Below are 20,007 nucleotides of genomic sequence, written 5' to 3'. Positions count from 1 at the left end.
ACAGCGTGTCTCTGACTCAGCGTTGTGTGCCACGGATGTCGCCGTCAGGACCCACACTGTCTACACTTGTGAGTCCACTATATGTGGCTGCCACAAACTCAGCAGTGATAGACTCGCCTGGTGCAAGCGTCTTCAGTGTTCCATTGGACTCTTGACCCGCCCGTCCACCAGGGTGTGCAGTCGTCGGTTCAAGACCCACATTGTAGGTTCGGTTCCAGAAGGGAGCTTCCTCATACCCGCCGAAAGGTTGCCAGTACCAAAGCGCTTCAAACGGATCAGTAGGGAACTGGAGTGCGAACCCGAGATCGAGGTCTGGGTTCGTGAGTGCATACCAGCCCTCTGTAAGGTCAACAGCGTACGCAAGGTCGTGGATTTTGGCATCCTGTGGTGGGATGTCGTTTGCTAAATCGATGCTGTCAGCGTTATGCCCTGGGGCATTCGGCCACTCAAATTCAGCGCCACTTTCGAGTCGACGATTCGGATATCCTTCACCATATGATTCGACGAAACCACGTTCAGCCGGGATATCCAAGCGAGCACCGGGTGCAAGAAGCGGTGCGCCGAGTGCGATGTGTTGCTGCCAGACGTAGTCAAGTTCGACACCACCGTGGTTCGTGACTGTCTCGTCAATCCGGAGGCGTGACTCGTTTGTCCGGAGCGTGAGGTTACGCTCAATACTGAATGGATATCGGACGAGATCAACATCAAGTCGTACGATGACTTTTTCCTCGTCAGCATGTGTTATGGATGCGTCCCAAGGAAGGAGTGCGCTTTCACCATGTAGCCCATAGGCGCTTCCTGGGATATCGTGCCCGCCACCCGCAGTGGGGACATTAACTTGCCAGCCACCGGGATAGTGGTCGTTCCAGCTGGAATTCGGTTCTGCTGGGACGTACCGGTCTGTCGGTGCAGACCAGTTGTGTGGCGCGTGCCAGAGAACATCGATGTCAGTTCGTTTGTCTCGCAGAGAGACGATGTCGCCCCCTTTCTCGGGGAGCAAAATCACCCGTAAGTACGAGTTCTCGATGAGTATTGCATCTAAGTCGAGATGATGTAGCACAGCCGGTACCGGGGTCAGCAACAAAAGCAGTTAGTGAAAAAGCAGAAGCTCTTGATAGCTATGTGGTCTTGCCGATGATTCAGCGCGACGGATAGAAACTTCGGAACGCAGCGGTACTGATCAATCCAGGTGGTGACATCGAAGGAGTTGCCCACAAGCTCGCGCCGACAATTAGGGAAATGGAGGGTGGGATTGTTCCCGGGGATTCGGTTCCAGTCTGGGAGACTGAGTTTGGTCGTGTGTGTGCATTTATCTGTTGGGATGCACGGTATCCAGAAGTCGGTGTGCGATTTGCTGAACAGCGTGCTGATTTCGTGTTTCACCTACGACTGCGAAGTCGTACCAACACTTCGAGACGTGGTCGAAATACTACGGCTATCACATCATCGCCTGTGATAAGGTAGAAGCACGTGTGTTGACGCCAACTGGAGGGTATATTGCAGCGACATCGGAACATATGGGTAATCCAACGATTGAGTTTGAGATGGGAACGATGTTTGACTATGAAGAACGTACTCGAGAGCGTGTGTATTCGGAGACCCTTGAATCGACATTAATTTCCCTCGTGAATTATTGAATCATATTACTAAAGAGGACTTGTTGTGTACTTGTCGAATAAAAGTTTAGTCTTAATATTTGTTATCGCGGTACTAGATTGGGAGCATGAACACGATACTGATATAAACAACATATGTTTAATTGGAAATTTGATAAACTTGCAGCATTTGTCACAGTATTACAATATTATAGATTCCTCGTTTCTCATTACCCGACTAATTCAAGAGGTTGGATACAACCGTCTGCTTGTCGGTGCGTTTATCATACCCTATCGTAAATCACGTTACACGTCACCGAGAGTCGTGTCTTCTCGAGACCGAAGAAAGACACGCGCTCAACTACGCCCAACAGGAGCCACTAAGAAATGAAAGCAATAGCCGTCAAAACAGATGAATCGCGACCACAATTGATCGACGTTCCGGTTCCAGAGCCAAAAGAGGGAGAAGCACTTCTTCGAACACTACGTGTAGGAATCGACGGAACCGATCACGAGGTTATACGCGGAAACCACGGTGGATTTCCAGAAGACGACGGATACCAGATACTTGGTCATGAAGCAGTGGCAGTCGTAGAGGATTCTAATGGAACTGCTCTTGAAGAGGGCCAGTTAGTAGTGCCGACCGTTCGACGTCCACCAGCAGGCACGGAGACAAATCGATACTTCGAGCGTGGTGAACCAGACATGGCGCCTGAGGGACATTATGTGGAGCGTGGAATCGTGGGTGCACACGGCTATATGTCTGAGTTCTTTACGAGCAAGCCAGAGTTCTTAGTCAATGTTCCAGACTCCTTTGCTAAGTTTGGTTTCCTTGTCGAACCAGTCTCGAACTCTGAGAAAGCGTTTGAGCATGCATACGCATCTCGTTCAGCATTCACGTGGGAGCCAGAAAGCGCGGTCGTTCTTGGGAACGGCCCACTAGGACTGCTCACACTGGCAATGTTAGAGACCTCTACTTCACCGTTCGATCGGAATTACTGTCTCGGCCGTCGAGATAGACCAGACCCAACGGTCGACATCATTGAACGGTTGGGTGGAACCTACGTCGATTCACGTGACACGCCAGTCAGCGAAATCGCTGCTGTGCATGAACCCATGGACTTTGTGTACGAAGCGACGGGGTATGCAAAGCACGCCTTTGAGACGGTTGATGCGCTTGCACCGAATGGCGTAGGGGCATTGCTGGGAATTCCAAGCGATTGGGAGTTTGAGGTTGATGGAGGTAGTCTGCATCGAAATCTTGTACTTGAGAATAAAGCTCTCTTCGGAAGCGTCAACTCGAATTATGAGCAGTATGAGGCCGCGATAGACCGTCTCAAGGAGTTCCCGGAATGGTTCGTTGATGAATTCATTACTGGTGTCTACTCACCGGAGAATGCAGAGGCTGCATTCGAGGACGGTGATGGGGTCATCAAGACGGTGGTTGAGTTCGATACGCGCTAGAGCTTCCTGGTTGAGTGTCTGTGGTGGCAATGTGTATGCTTTGCTGGTTCCACAACGAATGTCACTTGTGTTACCAAAGTTCGTAGTAACACACAGATGAACCCAATTTCTGTCGCAATCATTGGTGCAGGCAACCGTGGTGCAACACACATCGCTCACGTCTACAATAAGACACCACGAGTGGACGTCGCTGCAATCGTTGACATCGATACAGAGAGTGCCAGCGCACTTGCTGAACAATACGATATCAAAGACACCTACGCAGACTACCATGATGCGTTGTCGAATCCTGACATCGATGTCATAGACATCTGTGTGCACAATAACCTCCATGCACCAATCGCTATAGATGCGCTTGAGGCAGGCAAACACGTCTACTCGGAGAAACCGATGGCTGGGAGCTACAGGGATGCAAAACAGATGTATGATGCCGCAGCGCGCAACAACTGCGAGCTTGCAGTCCAAAACATAGAACTCTACTCAAAGGAGACGCGGGCTGCAAAACGACTCATCGATGATGGGCGACTTGGAACTCTATTCTATGGGCATGCCGCCTACAAGCGGATTCGAGGCCGACCTTACATCAATGGGTACGGGACCGCGTCCTTCAGGAACAAGCAGGCTGCAAGCGGCGGGCCAGTATACGATATCGGAACATACCCGATCGGACAGATGCTCTACCTGCTCGGGAATCCAGAGGTTGAACGGGTGAGTGGTGCCACATTCGATGGCACCGATGAGCTATTTTCAGAGGACCACGTCGGTGACAACGCCAATCGGTACCGGCAACGACTCTCAGAAACGGATGAAATGGAAGACGTTGGGTTTGGGTTTGCCAGACTCTCTAATGGGAAGATTTTGACTATCGAAGCTGCGTGGGGAATGTTCGCTAATTCATCTGATACAAGTCAGGTCGTCGGTGCAACGGGCGGCGTTCAACTTGATCCGTTCGAGTTCCGCACTACAGTTGCCGACACCGACCTAACTGCAAGTGTAGATGTGGATGGATTCGCTCGGCGTGAACAGCGATACACTGGTGACAATATCGAGAGCGAACTCTGGGATAGTGACCTCTACAATTGGATATGCGGTCTGCAAGAAGACAGAGAGACAATTCCGACAGCCGAGATTGCATTGAATTCGATGCTCATTATGGAAGGCATCTATCTCTCTGACGAACGAGGCCGGGAAGTAAGCGCTGAGGAAATCGTTGATCAGTCGGAATCGACGGCACTAGATCCTTAGCAGACAGTTCTACTACTATCGGCTAAGATTATCCCTACGGACATGGTTTCATCACAGCCTCCGATACGGGACGAGCCATCTTAACCAACAGACAGCGATAATTCGAATTTAGTGTTGGTTAAGCTGTCACGAGCAGATGTATGAGACCTCGCGTCCCCCTGGTCTCCTACGATAGATATACAAGGAAAGATGAATATCTCGAATACGATAATGGATGACTTGACTGGGTTCCAGCGTGACCTTTTGACGGTGACAGCTGGTCTAGACGAGCCACACGGGCTCGCAATCAAGGAAGAGATGGAGGACTACTACGAGATCGAAGTCCACCACGGACGACTCTACCCGAACCTTGACACGCTCGTCGAAAAGGGACTAATCGAGAAAAGCAAAGCCGACAGGCGAACAAATGTCTACACTCTCACGAAGCGAGGGTCACGTGAATTGAACGCGCGAAGCGACTGGGAAGCACAATACGTCGAAACGTAGACAATATCTCTCGTTGAGGAACAAATCGATTTAGGTGTGAAGATGATTTCAGAGTCAGTATCTCGCGAGAGGTAGTACATCTCGTGCGTGAAGGCTCTCGTGCGCGAAGACACAAGAGTACTCAAGCGAGTCCGCGAAAGGAGCAAGGACAAGACACTACGTTGGGTCATGGATTTCGCGGCAAACTGGCTCATATTCACGTACCAATATTATGGAGGCCTGACTCAAGAGACATGACGTATGGAAGAGATTCAGGCAGAGAAAGCACCAGCAAGCATTGGACCATTCTCGCAAGCAATCAAGGATGGAGACCGGATCTTCGTGTCGGGTCAAGGACCAGTTGACCCAGAGTCCGGAGAAGTGGTAAGCGAGAATATTGGCGAACAGACGGCCCAAACCCTCGAAAATATCAACACAGTGCTTGAGGCAGCGGAATGCTCACTTGATGATGTTGTGAAAGCAACCGTCTTCGTCACGGATATGGATAACTACGACGAGATCAATGAGGTGTATGGTGAATATATGAGCGACCCATATCCCGCCCGGAGTGCCTTTGAGGTGCGTGATCTCCCGATCGATATCGGGGTTGAAATCGAAGTCATCGCGACAACCAACTAGTTTCTGAGTGTACTTAAGGAGACTTTCGTCTCTGAGGTAGCTCGAATCAGCAAACGAGGCGGTTGACGGATGTATTTTTAGTAGTGGACTGTGACGGCAGTTGTGTGCCAGTTTCACGCGTAGATGCCATCCCTGTTGAGGTTGGCGTCAAGCCACTCGAAGAACCGCTTGGTCTTGCACCATACAACAGCAATCACGACAGTGTCGAGTCAGTGACGCGAATGCTTGTCCGCATAGAGACTGACGAGAAAGTCACAGGCTGGGGTGAGATGTTGGTTGGGATGAAGTCCGCTGCCGTTACCAAGGCAGTCATCGATGACGTCATCGCACCCGAACTCATCGGGAGAGAACTCGACGAAATCCGTGATTTCATTGAGTCATTCTACTATCCGTACGTCAAAGTTAGGCCGTTTCTCGGTGCAGTAGAGACCGCTCTCTGGGACGCACTCGGCAAGAAGCTGAATGTGCCTCTCTACCAGCTTCTTGGTGGAAAAACCCGCGACACGGTTGATGTCGCCTTCTGTCTTGGTATCCTCAGTCCTGAGGAGTCGCGACAGCATGCTCGGGAAGCATTCGATGCCGGATTCAGGACACTGAAAACGAAAGCAGGTCCCGACTGGCGTGATGATGTTGCTCGGCTTCGAGCCATGCATGACGAAGTTGATGGACGGATGGAATTTCGGTTGGACCCGAACCAGGGCTGGAACTTCGAAGATGCAGTTCGTGTTGCAGCGCATCTGGAAGACGAGAGTATTTTCCTGCAATATCTCGAACAACCAGTCCGCATCGATACGTATGGGACGTATGCGAAGCTTCGAGAGCGACTTCGAACCCCTATTGCAGTGAATGAAGACACCTACTTCCCTCGAAACCTCAACTATCTACTCAAAGAGGACGCGATAGATGTTGCTGTTGTTGACCTCGTTCCTGCAGGTGGCATTCTTCGACTGAAAGATCAGGTCGCACTTGCGAACAGCGCAGGGGTGTCTGTCTCACATCACTGCGGCTTCGATCTGGGGATCAAGACAGCCGCTGTACTCCACACTGTCGCGAGCACCCCTGGAATCAATCTCCCACCAGACAGTGTCTACTATGGCTGGGATGACTACATCGTAGAAACGCCATTCGAAGTTGAAGATGGTGGATACCGTGTCCCTCAGAGACCAGGACTTGGTATCAGTGTCGACGAAGAGAAAGTCGAGCAATATCGAGTAGACTAGAATCGAAGACTCAGCGACTACGGACCGGATTCCTCAAGAAGAGAACAACGCCGTTTTCTGGTAGAAGGAATTTCCAGCTCAGTCGGATTGAGCAGGTTGTTGTGGTACAGTACTCTCTTCTTCAAGTGGTGTGCTCTGCCAATATTCGTGTTGGTCTTCGCCTCTGAAGCAGGCAGTGCGACGACTATCGCCGTCGTGGTCTTTGAGAGCTGGCTTCGTGTTTCGGCATGTTTCACGAGCCTCTGGGCATCGTGTGTGGAACCGGCAGCCACTCGGTGGGTCGGTTGCTTCTGGGATGTCAAGCGAACGAACAGGAGGTGTCGTCACTCCCTCACCGCGGTTGTGAACGTCCGAGGTTGCCCAGAGCAACACCTTCGTGTACGGGTGTTGTGGGTTGTGAATGATTTGCTCTGGAGTCCCAATCTCTACAAGTTCGCCGAGATACATGATGCCGATCCGGCCACCAGCTCGCTGGGTGAGATACTTCGCGTTAGCGAGGTTGTGCGAGATGAAGAGATATGAGGTGTTGAACTGGTCTTGAAGTTCCAGCAAGAGATCCATCATCTCCACACGCAGGGAGACGTCGAGCGCAGAGATTGCTTCGTCACCAAGGATCAGGTCGGGATTCATCAAGAGCGCACGGATGAGAGCAATTCGTTGCTGTTCACCACCAGAGAGTTGGTGTGGGTAGCGTTCAGCGTAGTCTTCGGCTGGTGCCATCCCGACGTACTCAAGGAACCCATAGATTCGTTCACGGCGGTCTGCCTCGCTCATGTCTGGGTTCCAGCGTTTCAAGGGGTCCGAGAGGATTGACTCAACAACGTAGTTCGAGTTCAGCGCACTTCCCGGGTCCTGGTGAATTATTTGGAGTGCTTTACGGATGTCTGTTTCAGAGTATTCACCATCGGAACCACCACGGTTGAACCAACCGCTTGATTCTTCTTTGGTCTCCCAGATGTCTTGGCCTCGATAGGAGACGGTGCCGCGAGTCGGTCGCTGCACTCCAATAGCAGTTTTCCCAAGCGTGGTTTTTCCACAGCCAGACTCGCCAACAAGTGCAACAACATCGTTCTCATAGATGTCTAAGGAAACATCACTTACTGCGTGAACGGTCTCCGATCCAGCGAGCCCCATCAACCGTTCTTTTGTGAATTCAACACTCACATTCTCCAGTGACAGGACTGGCTCACCACGAGTGGAACTCATTTCAGAGCCCTCCAAAACTGCCGTTTCCATCAGTAGATGGCTCGCTGTGACTATCATCTCCACGCGCAACGAGAGGAATGTCTTCGCGAGCGCGCTCCCAGTGGAAGCATGCGACCTCGTGATCGTTCTCAATATCACGGAAGTCAGGATCATTGACCTCGCATTCTTTTGTGGCTAATGGGCATCGAGGATTGAATGTACATCCTTTGGGGATATTCACTGGGTCTGGGCTTCGGCCCTCGATACCACGAATTTCCATATCTCGGTCCGAGATGTTTGGTACTGCATTGAGCAGTGCTCGCGTGTAGGGGTGTGATGGGTTATCCAGAACGTTGTCTGTTGAACCGATTTCAATCATCTCGAATGCGTACATGACGCCGATTCGGTCTGCAAGGTCTGTGACCAGTGGCATGTCGTGCGTGACGAACACCATCGTCAAGTCATACTTCTCTTGAAGATCCTCGAGCATGCCAATAATCGATCGCTGCATAAGCAAATCAAGCGCAGCCGTTGGTTCGTCCATCACGAGAACTTCAGGCTTAAGCACGAGTGACAGTGCAATGAGTGCTCGCTGCTTCATTCCGCCAGAGAGCTCGTGGGGATGTGATCCGAGGACGCGGTCAGGCTCAAGATAGAGGTCTGAGAGGAGTTCGCGTGCGTGCGCCATTCCAGCGTCTCTGTCTTCGCCGTGAGCGCGAAGAGTTTCCTCGAAGTGGGCTCCGACAGTCATAGTTGGGTTGAATGCGCTCTGTGCAGCCTGGATGACGAACGAGATCTCATTCCACCGGAGTTTGGCGAGTTCTTTATCCGAGAGTGAGAGTATGTCTACGGGGTCGCCATTCTGCGGGTGGTAAATGACTTCGCCATCAACCTGTCCGGGATGGACGACCGCGTTCAGCATGGCTGAGGCGAGCATCGACTTTCCTGAGCCGGATTCGCCGACGACGCCAAGAACTTCGCCACGCTGGACAGTGAGGTTCGCGTCGCGAAGGACTCGGGATTCACCGCGGTCCATGCTGAACGAGACGTTTGCATCACGGACTTCTATGATTACGTCGTTTTGTCGAGTATCCATCGTGGCGGGGTTTGTGGAGTGTGTTTCAGCGGCCATTAGTTGTCACCATTCCATTGTTGGCGAACATCGTCGCGCAGTGGTTTCGAGTCGAGTCGGTTGGGAGCACCATGTCGGGGTGAATGGGCAAGCATTGGTGGTGTTGTTGTGGTCGTGTACATAGTTCGTTAGTTGTATCCGATGAGTCGAAGGACGACGTATCCGAGTACAGCATAGACAAACGCGCTGACGCCCCAGATGACGAACATTCCAGCGAGAACACCGTTGTTGAGGACTGGAAGGAATGCCTCCGAGAAGAGGGCTGCGAACAGTAGACAGATCAATCCAAGAGTCATAACGAAACTCAGGAAGGACTTCCTGATTGTGAGGAGAATAGAGACTCCTGCGTCAGTGAGTCGTTGTGTTGGCGACGTGGCAGTACTCATTGTGCGTCACCCCCTGCGGTTTTTTCGTGGCGGGCACGCAGCCGGACGTTGAAGATCCGATCTAACGCCTGTGCGAAGAGGATAAACCCGAGTGAGACAATCATGATGAGCGCCATCGGAACGAGCAGCCAGTGAATTTCTTGCATGCTTGTCAAGTCTGCTCCTGCGTACGCTTCGTTCATCATCACACCCCAATTCAAAGTCGTGAAGGGGAGGATCCCGAGGAAGTACAGACCCACAGACTCGAAGATAATCAGTCGAGCGCTGTTTGCGAAGTTCACGGAGATGTATGGCATCAAGTTCGAGATGACGTCCTTGCGGAGGATGTGGAATTGTGAGAGGCCCATGATGCGGGATGCTTCTGTGTATGACTCTTCGCGGATGCTGAGGACCTGCGAGCGGATAGTGCGTGCGAGTTTTGGCCAGTTGTCAATTCCGAGGATGAGACCAACGACGATCGGTGATTCAGGCTGGTAGATGCTTGCCAGCACGATAATCAGAGCAAGCCCTGGGATTGTGAGTACAACGTCTGTAGCCATCATCAGGACCTTGTCGGTCGTGCCGCCGCGGTAGCCAGCGACAGTTCCGATGAGAGTACCGAGTGTGACCGAGAGGAGTGCTCCGGCAAGCACCATCTGAAGCATTGCAGGTGTTGCATGTATGACCTGCTCAAGGATGTCTTGGCCCATGACGCCCGTTCCAAGTGGATACTCCCAGTTGGTGAATGGGGACAGGAAGATGGGGCCTTCCATCATCGTTGGTTTGTCAACGAGGCTGGTGCCAATAGTCCCGAAGAACACGAACAGTGCGATGATGGTTCCACCGATCAGACCACGCCAATCTCGAACGATAACCGCAAGTGGCGCGTAGAGAGACCGGTCGACGGTTCGAACAAGTTTCTCCTTTCGGGTAAGCGCTGGAACGTCGGACGTTCGAGTGAAGAGACTGTCGTCGATTGAACGCATTCCACCGTCCGTCTGGATATCGTTGGTGTCGTCTGATTCAGTATGCTTCACGGTTGCTCCCTCCTTTGACTCGTGGGTCGATGATACCGTACGTGAGGTCGGCGACGAGAATACCAAGCAGCGTGATTGCTGTGAAGAAGATGAACGCACCCATGATTAATGGGTAGTCCCGATTCAGGAGTGCGTTGAAGGTTACGTAACCCATCGCAGGGTAATTGAAGATAGTTTCAAGAATAATACTGCTCCCAAAGAGTCCTGCAAGCCCCATCATGATGCTTGTGTAGACTGGGAGTAGTGCGTTGCGACCGACGTAGCGGATTGCGATTCGGCCTTTGCTGATGCCGCGGAGTTGTGCGACGCGAATGTATCCTTCACCCATTTCACGGATGCAGTTTCCGCGGAAGGCGAGTGCACCGCCAAAGCCAGCGATGAATGATGAGAACACTGGGAGTGCTGCATGTTTGACGACGCCTATGATGAATGGCAAATTTATCCCGGGAGTTGTCGCTGGGTCCATTCGTCCACCACTGGGGAACCATCCGAGATTGAACGAGAAGATGATGAGTGTAAGGATGGCGACGACGTAGTAGGGGACAGTAGTGTTGATGATCGAGAAGATAGTCAGACCAGTGTCGAATCGGCTTCCTTCAGTGTAGGCCATTCCTGCACCGAGCAGGAGGCTTACGGTGGTTCCGAGCGCAAGGCCGTAGATGCTGATGAAGATGGACCACGGCATGGCCTTGAACAGGATAGTGAACACTGGCTCTTGTTTGAAGATGGATCGTCCGAAGTCTTGGTAGAGGACGATATCTCGAATGTATTCGTAGTATGAGATGTACCACGGTTGGGATGGGTCAATCCCGGTGTACGTCTGCACCATCCCGTTTATTTTAGCCATCTGTTCAGGTGTTGGGCTGCTACCTTGTTCGATGAATTGTTGCATTAATTGGATTTTGAGCATCTCGACCGGTCCGAACGGGAGCATTCGGTAGAGAGCGAATGTCACCGTTACCGCGATGAGAAACACGAGTATGGACTGGCCGATACGCTTTGCATAGTACATCGTGTTACTCTGGCATGCTCCTTCCCATTAGATAAATCTATGGGATGTTTCCACATAGACCACGATACGAGAAGTCATACTGGAAAAGTTCATTAGGGATTGTTCAAACAAGTGTGTATGACATTCCTGGATCGGCTTAAAAATGCAATTGGGCTCTCAAATTCTTCTGAAGACAACCCACCGGAGTACCAGTGCATTCGGTGTGGCGCATCGCATGAACGACCATACCATGACTGTCCAGCGTGCGGGGGACCATATGTTGCACAACTCCCAGACGAAGAGGAAGAAACATAATGGCTAATCCAGCCGGTATTTGGTCGGAACGTTTAATCTCTGGTAGTCAGTCGAACCGAATAAGATGAGCAATGAGCCGGGGTTCTTTGATTACGTCTGCTGGAACTCAGATAAATTTGCAATGCTCTTCGCACTGGAAGTCTTCGGGTTTCTCTTATCACTAGGTGCAATGTTCGCAACCGCGCCTCAGACACCAACACACGCAATCGCATCACTGAACGTCCTCGGTGCAGGGGTTCTTGGCACAGGAACCGGACTACTACTCTACTTCTGCCACAAGCGATAATCTGGATTCGGTCGAAACCACTGCCAACAGTTTTGCATCTCACTAATTCTCAATGTGACCACAGGCACCGGTAGTACAGCGGATTTGAGTTATCGAAAAGAAAAGCTCGCAATCAGATCATCCTGGAGTATCCAGGATACAACCCATGTCGAATGTGGTGTCGCGATAGCTGCCCAGAAGTCCACAGACCCCAAACACCGGGGAGAGTGTGGTTAGGCAACTTTCCGAAACCTGCTGACGGTGACAGCCGCAGACTAATCTGAGTCGTTAGGTTATTTCGTTTTTGCACTGATCAACCCCTTCATGAAGAATTCCATCGCAGTCGTTTTGTGCTCCGGGAGAACTCTCTCGGCATTCGGATAGTCTCCTGGCTCACCTGGGACTGGGAAGTTGAATTTGTTCGTGTTACCCCAGTAGGTCTTCACTTCGTCGTAGAAGCCGACGTGAGGCACCTGCCAGTTCATGAACCACGCCAGTTTCTTCGTGAGGTCAACAACTTCCTCACGTGACTGGGTCTGTGTCATGATGTTATTCCACTTGATTGGTTCAAGCGTCTGCCCAGAGCCCGACATCTCCATTGAACCAACTTCGCTTGGGAACTGTGGACGGATTTTGTGTCCAAGTTTCTCGCTTGTGTCCCGCGTGAGCGTCGGCGCCGACCGGTCAACCTGACACGAGCCGCCAGAAGACGACTCAGACTGCTCAACATAGTCACGGTAAATGCCGATTCCGCGTGCACCAGTGCATGAGTATGCGTATGCGGGATGGGAAGCGTACGTGAACCAATTGGCCAAGTCGAAGTCGAACGTTTCGGACCAACGCTTCCAGAAACCACTGCTGGATGGAATAATCAGCTTGTTATCGATTCCGAATTCGTTGAGCTTGGGGCTGAAGTACTTCCCGACTGTTTTGTAGATATTCCATGGCGGAGTGAGGTATTTCAGGCCCTCTATCTTGCTGCCGTTCTCGTCAGCCCAAACACCGCCTTGTTTGCTGTATCCAGCAGCTTCAAGCGTTTCTTTTGCTTTCTCTGGCTGAGATTTCGTGCCGTAGTTGATGAGGTTGCTGAGGAAGCTATCGTCCAGCCACTGGTTTGACAGACCTTTTGACATTCCAATGACGTCCTCGTGAACACCATACTCAATGCCGTGTGAGCTCTTGATGACTTTAACAACTTCCTCGCTGTCGACGAGATATGCAATCGCTCGTCTGACTGGTCGGCGAGCGAGATGCTCGTTGTTGAAGTTCATCGTCAGCTTCGGCATGCCACCGATGCTGAAGTTACTGAACTCCTCAAGACTGTTCGACTGGAGTGCTTGATTTACCGTCTTGTCACCGTAGTCGAGTTGCCCAGCGCGGAGTGCCTGAATTGCCTTCTGCTTCTCGGAGATGAGCCGCCAGTGGAATGTATCGAGATTCGTCCAATCCGCACGAGGATGGTCTTGGTATTTTTTGTGGACGACTTGCGTCGGGTCCATCTGCGTCGGTTTCCACAATCCAGCCCCGAGATCGTTGTCGACCACATCTTGGAGTGTGATTTTGTGGGTGTTGAGTTCGTTTGCGACTTCTTTAATGCCGTTCTCGTTTCCAGCATCCTGGAATTTCTCTAGCCAGGACTTGAAGTAGCTATGCCTTGCAATTGGCGTGTAGTACTCCGATTTTTTCGTGGATGGGTTTGCTGGTCCTGAGAGGATGTTTTTGACGGTGTAGTCGTCAACGAGTTCCCAGCTATCATCGGTCTGGTCTGGGCCTCCGTTTTCTTTGTAGTCTTGGAGGAGTTTCGTCGTGTAGTAATCTTGTGCGGTGACGGGTGAGCCGTCCCACCACGTATAGTCGTCCCGCAATTTGATTTCGACTGCGCAGCCCCCGTCTACAACATTGATCTCGTCGGCAACCCAGTACATCGTTTCCCCGACCGCATTCGGGTAGACCGGGGATTCCCACCACATGTACTCCATCCAGTATTCGATGTCGCCCTGTGTTGCGAATGGATTGATGTTTGAGTTTTTCGGGGTCCAACTGACTGGCGCCCGCATACTCATGGTGGTTGTAACCGGGTCGCCTCCTTGAGACGAACTATCTGAATTCGTGGAACTTGAATCACTGCTGGATGTTCCATCTCCCTCTGCAGTTACTGGAGTTTCGTTCGGGTTTTGCCCACTGCCACAGCCTGCAATGCCGGAAATAGCGGCGCTTGATCCGATTGCAAGCCACTGTCGACGAGTGAAGCCGGCTGTGCCACTCTCGTCAGCAGCGTCATGATTGTTGCTAACCATTCTCGGTCACACATCATGGCTATCAGATATAAATGTTCGGGAGAAATTCGGGTTCTCCGCTTAATTCTTAGCATGTTATTAGTTGAAATGGCAGTGATTCGAATGGATTTGAGCGCAAAACAATTAGTCCAGGGGCAAGAATCGGCTGTCAATGGACTCGAATCCGTACGCGCTTCAAGACCAGATTGCAATTGTCACCGGCGCCAGCAAGGGAATTGGTCGTGCAACCGCCAAGCTCCTTGCGGAGTTTGGAGCGACAGTTGTCGTTGCCGACATCGACGAAGAAGGTGGAAATGAGACAGTCGATCAGATCGAAACCGAGATCGAAGACAGCGCTGCATCTTTCATTCCTACAGACGTCAGTGACTCAGCAGACGTCTCAAGTCTCATCGAAGCAACTGTTGACACGTATGGAGGCCTCGATATCTTAGTGAACAACGCTGGTGGGTCATTTGACGACAGTAACCCACATCGGATCGATGATGAGACATGGAATCGGATTATCGATGTAAATCTCACGGGACAATTTCGATGCGCTCGCGAAGCCATACCAGCTATGGCCGCTTCTGGCGGTGGAGCATTTGTACATGTCTCTTCGGTGAATGCAACACAAGGAATCGGATTAGCAGCGTACTCAGCAGCTAAAAACGGAGTTATTGCGCTTTCTCGACTCATCGCTACTCAGTATGGACAACACGGGATTCGGTCAAACGTCGTTGCTCCAGGGTCTATCATCACAGACGCCTCAAGTGAGAAACTCACTACAGAAGGGCCCGTTCGACAGGAGTGGCTCAACCAATACCCAACCGGTCACTTCGGCACCCCAGAAGATGTCGCTACAGCAATCCACTTCCTCGCATCACCAGCCGCCGCATTCATTTCGGGCACAGAACTCCTCGTCGACGGCGGTCTAACTGCAGGGCCAGACCAACACCTCGAAGAGATGATGTACGATATCAGTGAGCTCTGAGAAACTAGACGGAACCTGCCCACCTCAATTCATCTTCTTTGATCATCAGCCGGCCTACTTTTAAGTACGACTGGGGAGAATCCCAGATTCATGGAATTTCGCCGTCTTACTAACCACAAGTCTGTCTGTGAAGGTATCGACTGTTGGAATCAGACTCATCCCTCATTCGCGATTGACGATCGACTGGTATCACAGAACGTTTTCGCACCTTACGACAATCTCGACGTAACCGCTTGGGGAGCCTTCGAGAATGATTCACTCCTTGCAAGTGCAATCTGTAAGCGCCTTTCAGCACCAGTTCCATCGTACCTTGACACGAATGCTGGCTGGATTAGCCTGTTTGTCGTGGATGAACACACAGAGAATCGCGATGAAATTGCTCGCTCGCTTCTCGCTAAAGCCGAAGAAGACCTGACACAGCAGGGAGTAACGCATCTCCGTGTTGGTGGAGACCCCCAACAGTTCCTCGCAGGTCTCCCCTCACGAGACATAGAATTTGAGCTGTACCGCCGGGTAATTGAGGAGGCAGGCTATACGAGTGAGACGGTAGTAACGGATCTTCATCGGGAGATAGCTGATTTTGATGCTGAATCTTTTCGGATTTCAGTTGATGCATCTCTATCGGTGAAGCGCGTCAGAAGAGATCCTACAGAGCTTCTCTCATTTCTTTCTGAAGAATTTCCTGGGCGGTGGCAGTATGAAGCAGAGAACATTTGTCGTGTCCCCGGCGGTAGCACCGACTACTGGCTTCTTGAGTATCAAGACAAGACAGTAGGATTCGCGCGGACGAACACAGTGGGTTCAGCCTATCGTGGTGGGAACGTAAACTGGGCATCCGCCTTCGAGGGTTCGGTCTGTGGATTAGGCCCGCTTGGCATCCATTCAGACTATCGTGGTCGGGGATGGGGGCTCTGGATGCTCGCGACAATTCTAAGCCGATTTCAGAACATGGGCTACACACACGCACTTATTGACTGGACAGAGTTAGTCGAGTACTATGGGAAACTCGGATTTGAGCCGTGGCTTGATTACACTGTCTTCACAAAGGAGGTATCAGCATGAATTCTCGACGAATTATCGGATTGATGTCTGGGACGTCATTAGATGGTGTTGACGCTGCTTGTTGTCGCATTTCTCATGATGGAACTGGTCCACGTGGATACGACGTGACCGTTGAGTCGTTTGTGACAACATCTTACACACCAGGCTTCCGTGAGAAACTCGCACGGGCATGTGGTGATGAGGGGGGTGTGTTGGATGCGTGTGAGTTGAACGTCGCTATCGGCTCGGTTTTTGCGGATGCTGCAGTAGAAGCTGCTGACGCTGCTGGTGTTACACCAGCGGATGTTGACGCGATTGGGTCGCATGGACAGACAATCCGTCATCAACCAACCCCACAAAAGCTTCCCAACGGTGACGCGTTACGGTCGACACTCCAGATTGGGGATGGAAGCGTAATTGCGGAGCGAACTGGTATTGAGACTATCTCAGATTTCCGTACTGCAGATATCGCAGTGAGTGGTCATGGAGCACCACTTGTCCCATTCGCTGATCTTGCGTTACTCGTAGATGATGACAAACACAGGGTGGCACAAAACATCGGTGGGATCGCAAACTGCACCGCGCTTCCCGCGAACGCCTCACGAAACGAGGTTACTGCATTAGACACAGGACCGGGTAATATGGTGATTGATGGGGTTGTCGAACAGATCACTGATGATGCGCAAACATACGACTGTGATGGTGAGTTAGCTGGTGAGGGTACTGTTGACGAGTCCCTGCTTGAAGCGTGTCTTGAAGAACCGTATTTCTCGAGTCCACCACCGAAATCCACAGGTCGTGAGCAGTTTGGTGAAGTGTACGCGACTGAATTCCTTTCTGCGGGACGTGAGCGGGGACTTTCTGATGAGGATGTAGTTGCAACGGCAACAGCGTTGACAGCACACTCGATTGGAGATGCGTACCAGAAGTTCCTACCCAACGAACCTGACGAGATTATCGTGTCGGGAGGTGGTGCACAGAATCCAGTTCTAGTGGAGATGCTCGACGATGTTGTTGAGGGGGAGGTGCGTCTTATGGATGAATTTGGTGTCAGTGCTGATGCGAAAGAAGCGGTCGCGTTTGCGTTGCTTGCGTGTGCTACACTTGATGGAATTCCAAACAATGTGCCAGAGGCTACTGGTGCAAGTCGGCCGGTGATCATGGGAAAGCGCTGTCTCACAACTAATTGAGATCATCCCCGCGCTAAAGCGCGAGGATTCCTCCGTTGGGGGTTGGCTACCGACCCACGGAGGCAACTTGCGGGTTCGTGCGCACTTCTTTGAGACTTTCATGAGGGTGTGGTTTCCCCGACCAATCGTGGTCGTCTCACTCGAATCGCACGGGCCGTGCCATCGTCGGCGGTTGCATACTGTTAGTCGGCTTCATCCCCGCCCTGAAGGGCGAGGCTTTCGTCTCGATTTTTTCGTGACAAAGCGCCCACCAGTTGCCGATTTGCAGACTGTTCGTGTAACTATTTTTTGGATAACTCGAATCAGACTCAGTTCTTCGCTGTGGTCGTGAGACAATCGGGCTGGCTGAGGGTGTGGAATTTCGGGTGTGGAAGAAAGACTGTTTTGAGAGCGGTAGTGCAGATGGGTTTGAAGTGCCGTTTCGGCTCTGCTGAAACTCGGTTCAATATCTTCGTAATTCCTGACTTCTATTACACTCTTATGAGTGTAATGGAAGTGGTGTTCAACCCAGAATCATCGTGTCCACTTCAGTGAGACAACTTGTACCACGTGGGGGGGGAGAGGCGACGTACGCCGCAGTATATCTAAATACGTTAGATATTCAGTCACAAGCGAGTATCCGACATGGCTGAATTAGAGTTTGGTAATATCCCACAATCATGATGAATTATGGTAGATACTCAGGCAGTTCGATTCAGTAGAATAGAAACTATCCGCTCGTGATCAGAACGAGTTCACTACTCAGATGTGACAACACCAGAAAGCGAAGACAGAGCAGAGAGTGTCTCTACTTCGTAGGTCGGCTGCATCGAAAGTTCGTACCCAACACGATGTGGACGACGAAGAAACACTGAGTCTAACCCCAATGCATGAGCAACCTCAACGTCACATGCACTGTCACCAACATAGAGCCCATTATCTACACCGACATCACCGATAGCTCGCTCAAGATAGCATGGATGTGGTTTCGTCCGTCTAAAGCCATCAACAGATGGTTCACGACCATATACCGTGTCAAACAGATCTCCGAGTGAAAACGTCTCAACCATGTACGTCACAGTGTCATGCTGATTGTTGCTCACCAGACCAAGTGAATGCGCAGACCAGAGGTCAGAGAGAACAGCAGTATCATCGTACAATGTTCGTTCACCATCATCCATCATCTCTTGCTGTATTTTAGAAACATGGAATTCACGTCTTGGCCAAAATGACTCCATACTCACATCGTAGGCTTCACAGACAGCTACCATCTCCTCAAGCGATCCTGTGAGGAACGTATTCAGTTCTTCAGTCGATGGAGAAGCATCGAACTCATCAAATGCAGATTTCACCCCTGGACGATACACTGTCGGATGCCCCTCAGGCCAGCGAAGAATCACTCCGTCAACATCGAATAAGATTGTATCGTACGTCATCGACCTCACGTTTCAATCCGAGGAACATACACATTTGGGTCTCAGCGACACAATCCACGGACAGAGAATTTCAGCTGAAAACAATTAAGCAACTCCACCGCACGCGTATTGGTATGACAGAACTACACAGTGGGCAGGATACAGCACTAACTGAATTCCTACATGACGGTCTTGAACAAGACGTCTACCCAGGCGCAGTCGCCGCAGTTGGTACCACGACAGGCATCAACCACGTGTCCGTAGTTGGCAGCCGAAATCCAAATCGAGAGAAACCGATGCAACGGACCACGAGGTTTGATGCTGCCTCACTCACGAAGCCAGTTGTAACAACGACTGTTGCGCTGTCGCTCGTTGAAGACGGCCAAATTACACTCTCAGATACTCTCGCAGAACATCTACCAGCACTCAACGGATACAGCCGAGGGGACCGAACTCTACAATCATTGCTCACACATAGTTCTGGATTCCAGCCATACGGGTTCGACGAATCGTGGGACTCGGTGGATGCTGCGTTGGCTGGACTTCAAGACATATCCATTGTGGAGGCCCCGTCTGTAAGTCGATTCAAGTACAGTTGTCTCAATTTTATCTATCTTGCAGCGGCATTAAGGGGGGCGACTGGAGAATCACTCAGCAACCTCGCGGAAAAATATGTCTTTGACCGCATAGGGATGAAAGACTCAGAACTAGGTCCACTCACTGATGTCTCGAACATAGCTGCGACATATGATCATCAATACCGTAATCAGATTCTACGTGGAGATGTTCATGACCCGCTCGGATGGGCAATGAACGGAGAAAGCGGGAATGCAGGCTTGTTCACCACGGTCGATGACTTGGCAGCCTTCGCGCAAGCGTATCTAAAACCAGGGAAGGTATTGTCTGCGGCTATGCTCAAGCGGTTGCAAGCAGATTGGTTACCAAAACTGGAGACGCCAATGAGTCTTGGATGGCGACTGGCGCATGAGACGTATCCTGCTCCAAATTGGTCTGAGTCTGGACTTGGCCACACTGGGTATACTGGCACGTCGTTGTGGCTGAACCACGAGAGCGGTCAATTCGCGATACTGCTGACGAATCAGGTGTATGATGGAAAAGAAACCGGCCTGATTCGATTGCGAGAGCAGTTCCATGCAATGGTCGCAGCGAATAAGTTCGAGTGAGTCACTGGTTATT

Annotated in this window: 18 protein-coding genes and 1 pseudogene; 11 read left to right on the top strand and 8 right to left on the bottom strand. The window is 51.3% G+C overall.

The annotated features are described in order from the left end of the window. Positions 1 to 16 precede the first annotated feature (16 nt). Complete coding sequence (locus AUR64_RS19885) at positions 17 to 1,060, bottom strand: DUF4432 family protein (RefSeq protein WP_276203524.1); 1,044 nt, start codon at positions 1,058 to 1,060, stop codon at positions 17 to 19. Between the two features lie 110 nt (positions 1,061 to 1,170). On the opposite strand from AUR64_RS19885, the pseudogene AUR64_RS21345 reads away from it, so the two are divergent. The 6 genes and pseudogenes from AUR64_RS21345 to AUR64_RS01625 form a co-directional block, all read left to right on the top strand. Then, positions 1,171 to 1,464, top strand: a pseudogene (locus AUR64_RS21345) (nitrilase-related carbon-nitrogen hydrolase); the annotation flags it as partial. A gap of 518 nt (positions 1,465 to 1,982) precedes the next feature. Continuing rightward, complete coding sequence (locus tag AUR64_RS01645; RefSeq protein ID WP_058580210.1) at positions 1,983 to 3,059, top strand: glucose 1-dehydrogenase; 1,077 nt, start codon at positions 1,983 to 1,985, stop codon at positions 3,057 to 3,059. 96 nt (positions 3,060 to 3,155) lie between these two features. Beyond that, positions 3,156 to 4,304, top strand: coding sequence for a Gfo/Idh/MocA family protein (locus AUR64_RS01640; protein WP_058580209.1), 1,149 nt, complete (start codon positions 3,156 to 3,158; stop codon positions 4,302 to 4,304). A gap of 210 nt (positions 4,305 to 4,514) precedes the next feature. After that, entirely contained in the window at positions 4,515 to 4,790 is a 276-nt protein-coding gene (locus tag AUR64_RS01635; protein ID WP_058580237.1) for a PadR family transcriptional regulator, read from the top strand. A 240-nt stretch (positions 4,791 to 5,030) separates the two neighbouring features. Beyond that, positions 5,031 to 5,408 (top strand): Rid family detoxifying hydrolase, encoded by a 378-nt coding sequence (locus tag AUR64_RS01630; RefSeq protein ID WP_058580208.1) that lies wholly within the window; start codon positions 5,031 to 5,033, stop codon positions 5,406 to 5,408. Positions 5,409 to 5,512: 104 nt separating this feature from the next. After that, complete coding sequence (locus tag AUR64_RS01625) at positions 5,513 to 6,628, top strand: mandelate racemase/muconate lactonizing enzyme family protein (RefSeq protein ID WP_058580207.1); 1,116 nt, start codon at positions 5,513 to 5,515, stop codon at positions 6,626 to 6,628. Positions 6,629 to 6,706: 78 nt separating this feature from the next. Here the strand turns inward: AUR64_RS01625 and AUR64_RS01620 are convergent, their stop codons facing one another. From AUR64_RS01620 to AUR64_RS01600, 5 genes are all read right to left on the bottom strand, one after another. Then, positions 6,707 to 7,834, bottom strand: coding sequence for an ABC transporter ATP-binding protein (locus tag AUR64_RS01620; RefSeq protein ID WP_058580206.1), 1,128 nt, complete (start codon positions 7,832 to 7,834; stop codon positions 6,707 to 6,709). A gap of 1 nt (position 7,835) precedes the next feature. After that, on the bottom strand, positions 7,836 to 8,945 hold the full coding sequence (locus AUR64_RS01615) for an ABC transporter ATP-binding protein (protein WP_058580205.1): 1,110 nt from the start codon (positions 8,943 to 8,945) through the stop codon (positions 7,836 to 7,838). Positions 8,946 to 9,073: 128 nt separating this feature from the next. Continuing rightward, on the bottom strand, positions 9,074 to 9,331 hold the full coding sequence (locus tag AUR64_RS01610) for a hypothetical protein (RefSeq protein ID WP_058580204.1): 258 nt from the start codon (positions 9,329 to 9,331) through the stop codon (positions 9,074 to 9,076). Then, positions 9,328 to 10,347: an ABC transporter permease gene (locus AUR64_RS01605; RefSeq protein WP_058580203.1), complete on the bottom strand. Its 1,020-nt coding sequence runs from the start codon at positions 10,345 to 10,347 to the stop codon at positions 9,328 to 9,330. The genes AUR64_RS01610 and AUR64_RS01605 overlap by 4 nt, the downstream gene beginning before the upstream one ends. Beyond that, entirely contained in the window at positions 10,334 to 11,359 is a 1,026-nt protein-coding gene (locus AUR64_RS01600; RefSeq protein WP_058580202.1) for an ABC transporter permease, read from the bottom strand. Before AUR64_RS01600 ends, AUR64_RS01605 begins: the two co-directional genes overlap by 14 nt. A gap of 358 nt (positions 11,360 to 11,717) precedes the next feature. Here AUR64_RS01600 and AUR64_RS19875 point away from each other — a divergent pair, with 358 nt between their 5' ends. Next, entirely contained in the window at positions 11,718 to 11,939 is a 222-nt protein-coding gene (locus AUR64_RS19875; RefSeq protein ID WP_082230543.1) for a hypothetical protein, read from the top strand. A 272-nt stretch (positions 11,940 to 12,211) separates the two neighbouring features. Here the strand turns inward: AUR64_RS19875 and AUR64_RS01595 are convergent, their stop codons facing one another. Further along, entirely contained in the window at positions 12,212 to 14,215 is a 2,004-nt protein-coding gene (locus AUR64_RS01595; RefSeq protein ID WP_058580201.1) for an ABC transporter substrate-binding protein, read from the bottom strand. Between the two features lie 151 nt (positions 14,216 to 14,366). On the opposite strand from AUR64_RS01595, the gene AUR64_RS01590 reads away from it, so the two are divergent. From AUR64_RS01590 to AUR64_RS19870, 3 genes are all read left to right on the top strand, one after another. After that, positions 14,367 to 15,185 carry an SDR family NAD(P)-dependent oxidoreductase gene (locus AUR64_RS01590; protein WP_058580200.1) on the top strand — a complete coding sequence of 273 codons (819 nt, stop codon included), beginning with the start codon at positions 14,367 to 14,369 and terminating at the stop codon, positions 15,183 to 15,185. Between the two features lie 90 nt (positions 15,186 to 15,275). After that, positions 15,276 to 16,247, top strand: coding sequence for a GNAT family N-acetyltransferase (locus AUR64_RS20355; RefSeq protein ID WP_155120449.1), 972 nt, complete (start codon positions 15,276 to 15,278; stop codon positions 16,245 to 16,247). Next, a complete protein-coding gene (locus tag AUR64_RS19870; protein WP_082230542.1) occupies positions 16,244 to 17,416 on the top strand; it encodes an anhydro-N-acetylmuramic acid kinase in 1,173 nt (390 codons plus the stop codon). Before AUR64_RS20355 ends, AUR64_RS19870 begins: the two co-directional genes overlap by 4 nt. Before the next feature lie 737 nt (positions 17,417 to 18,153). Here the strand turns inward: AUR64_RS19870 and AUR64_RS19865 are convergent. After that, on the bottom strand, positions 18,154 to 18,831 hold the full coding sequence (locus AUR64_RS19865) for an HAD family hydrolase (protein ID WP_082230541.1): 678 nt from the start codon (positions 18,829 to 18,831) through the stop codon (positions 18,154 to 18,156). Positions 18,832 to 18,944: 113 nt separating this feature from the next. On the opposite strand from AUR64_RS19865, the gene AUR64_RS01585 reads away from it, so the two are divergent. After that, the gene (locus tag AUR64_RS01585) at positions 18,945 to 19,994 is read left to right on the top strand and encodes a serine hydrolase domain-containing protein (RefSeq protein ID WP_058580199.1); all 1,050 of its coding nucleotides are present in this window, start codon (positions 18,945 to 18,947) and stop codon (positions 19,992 to 19,994) included. Positions 19,995 to 20,007 lie beyond the last annotated feature (13 nt).

Source organism: Haloprofundus marisrubri, assembly GCF_001469955.1.
Classification (GTDB): Archaea; Halobacteriota; Halobacteria; order Halobacteriales; family Haloferacaceae; genus Haloprofundus; species Haloprofundus marisrubri.
Note: the sequence above shows the minus strand (reverse complement) of the source record. Positions and strands in the feature narration are given on the sequence as shown.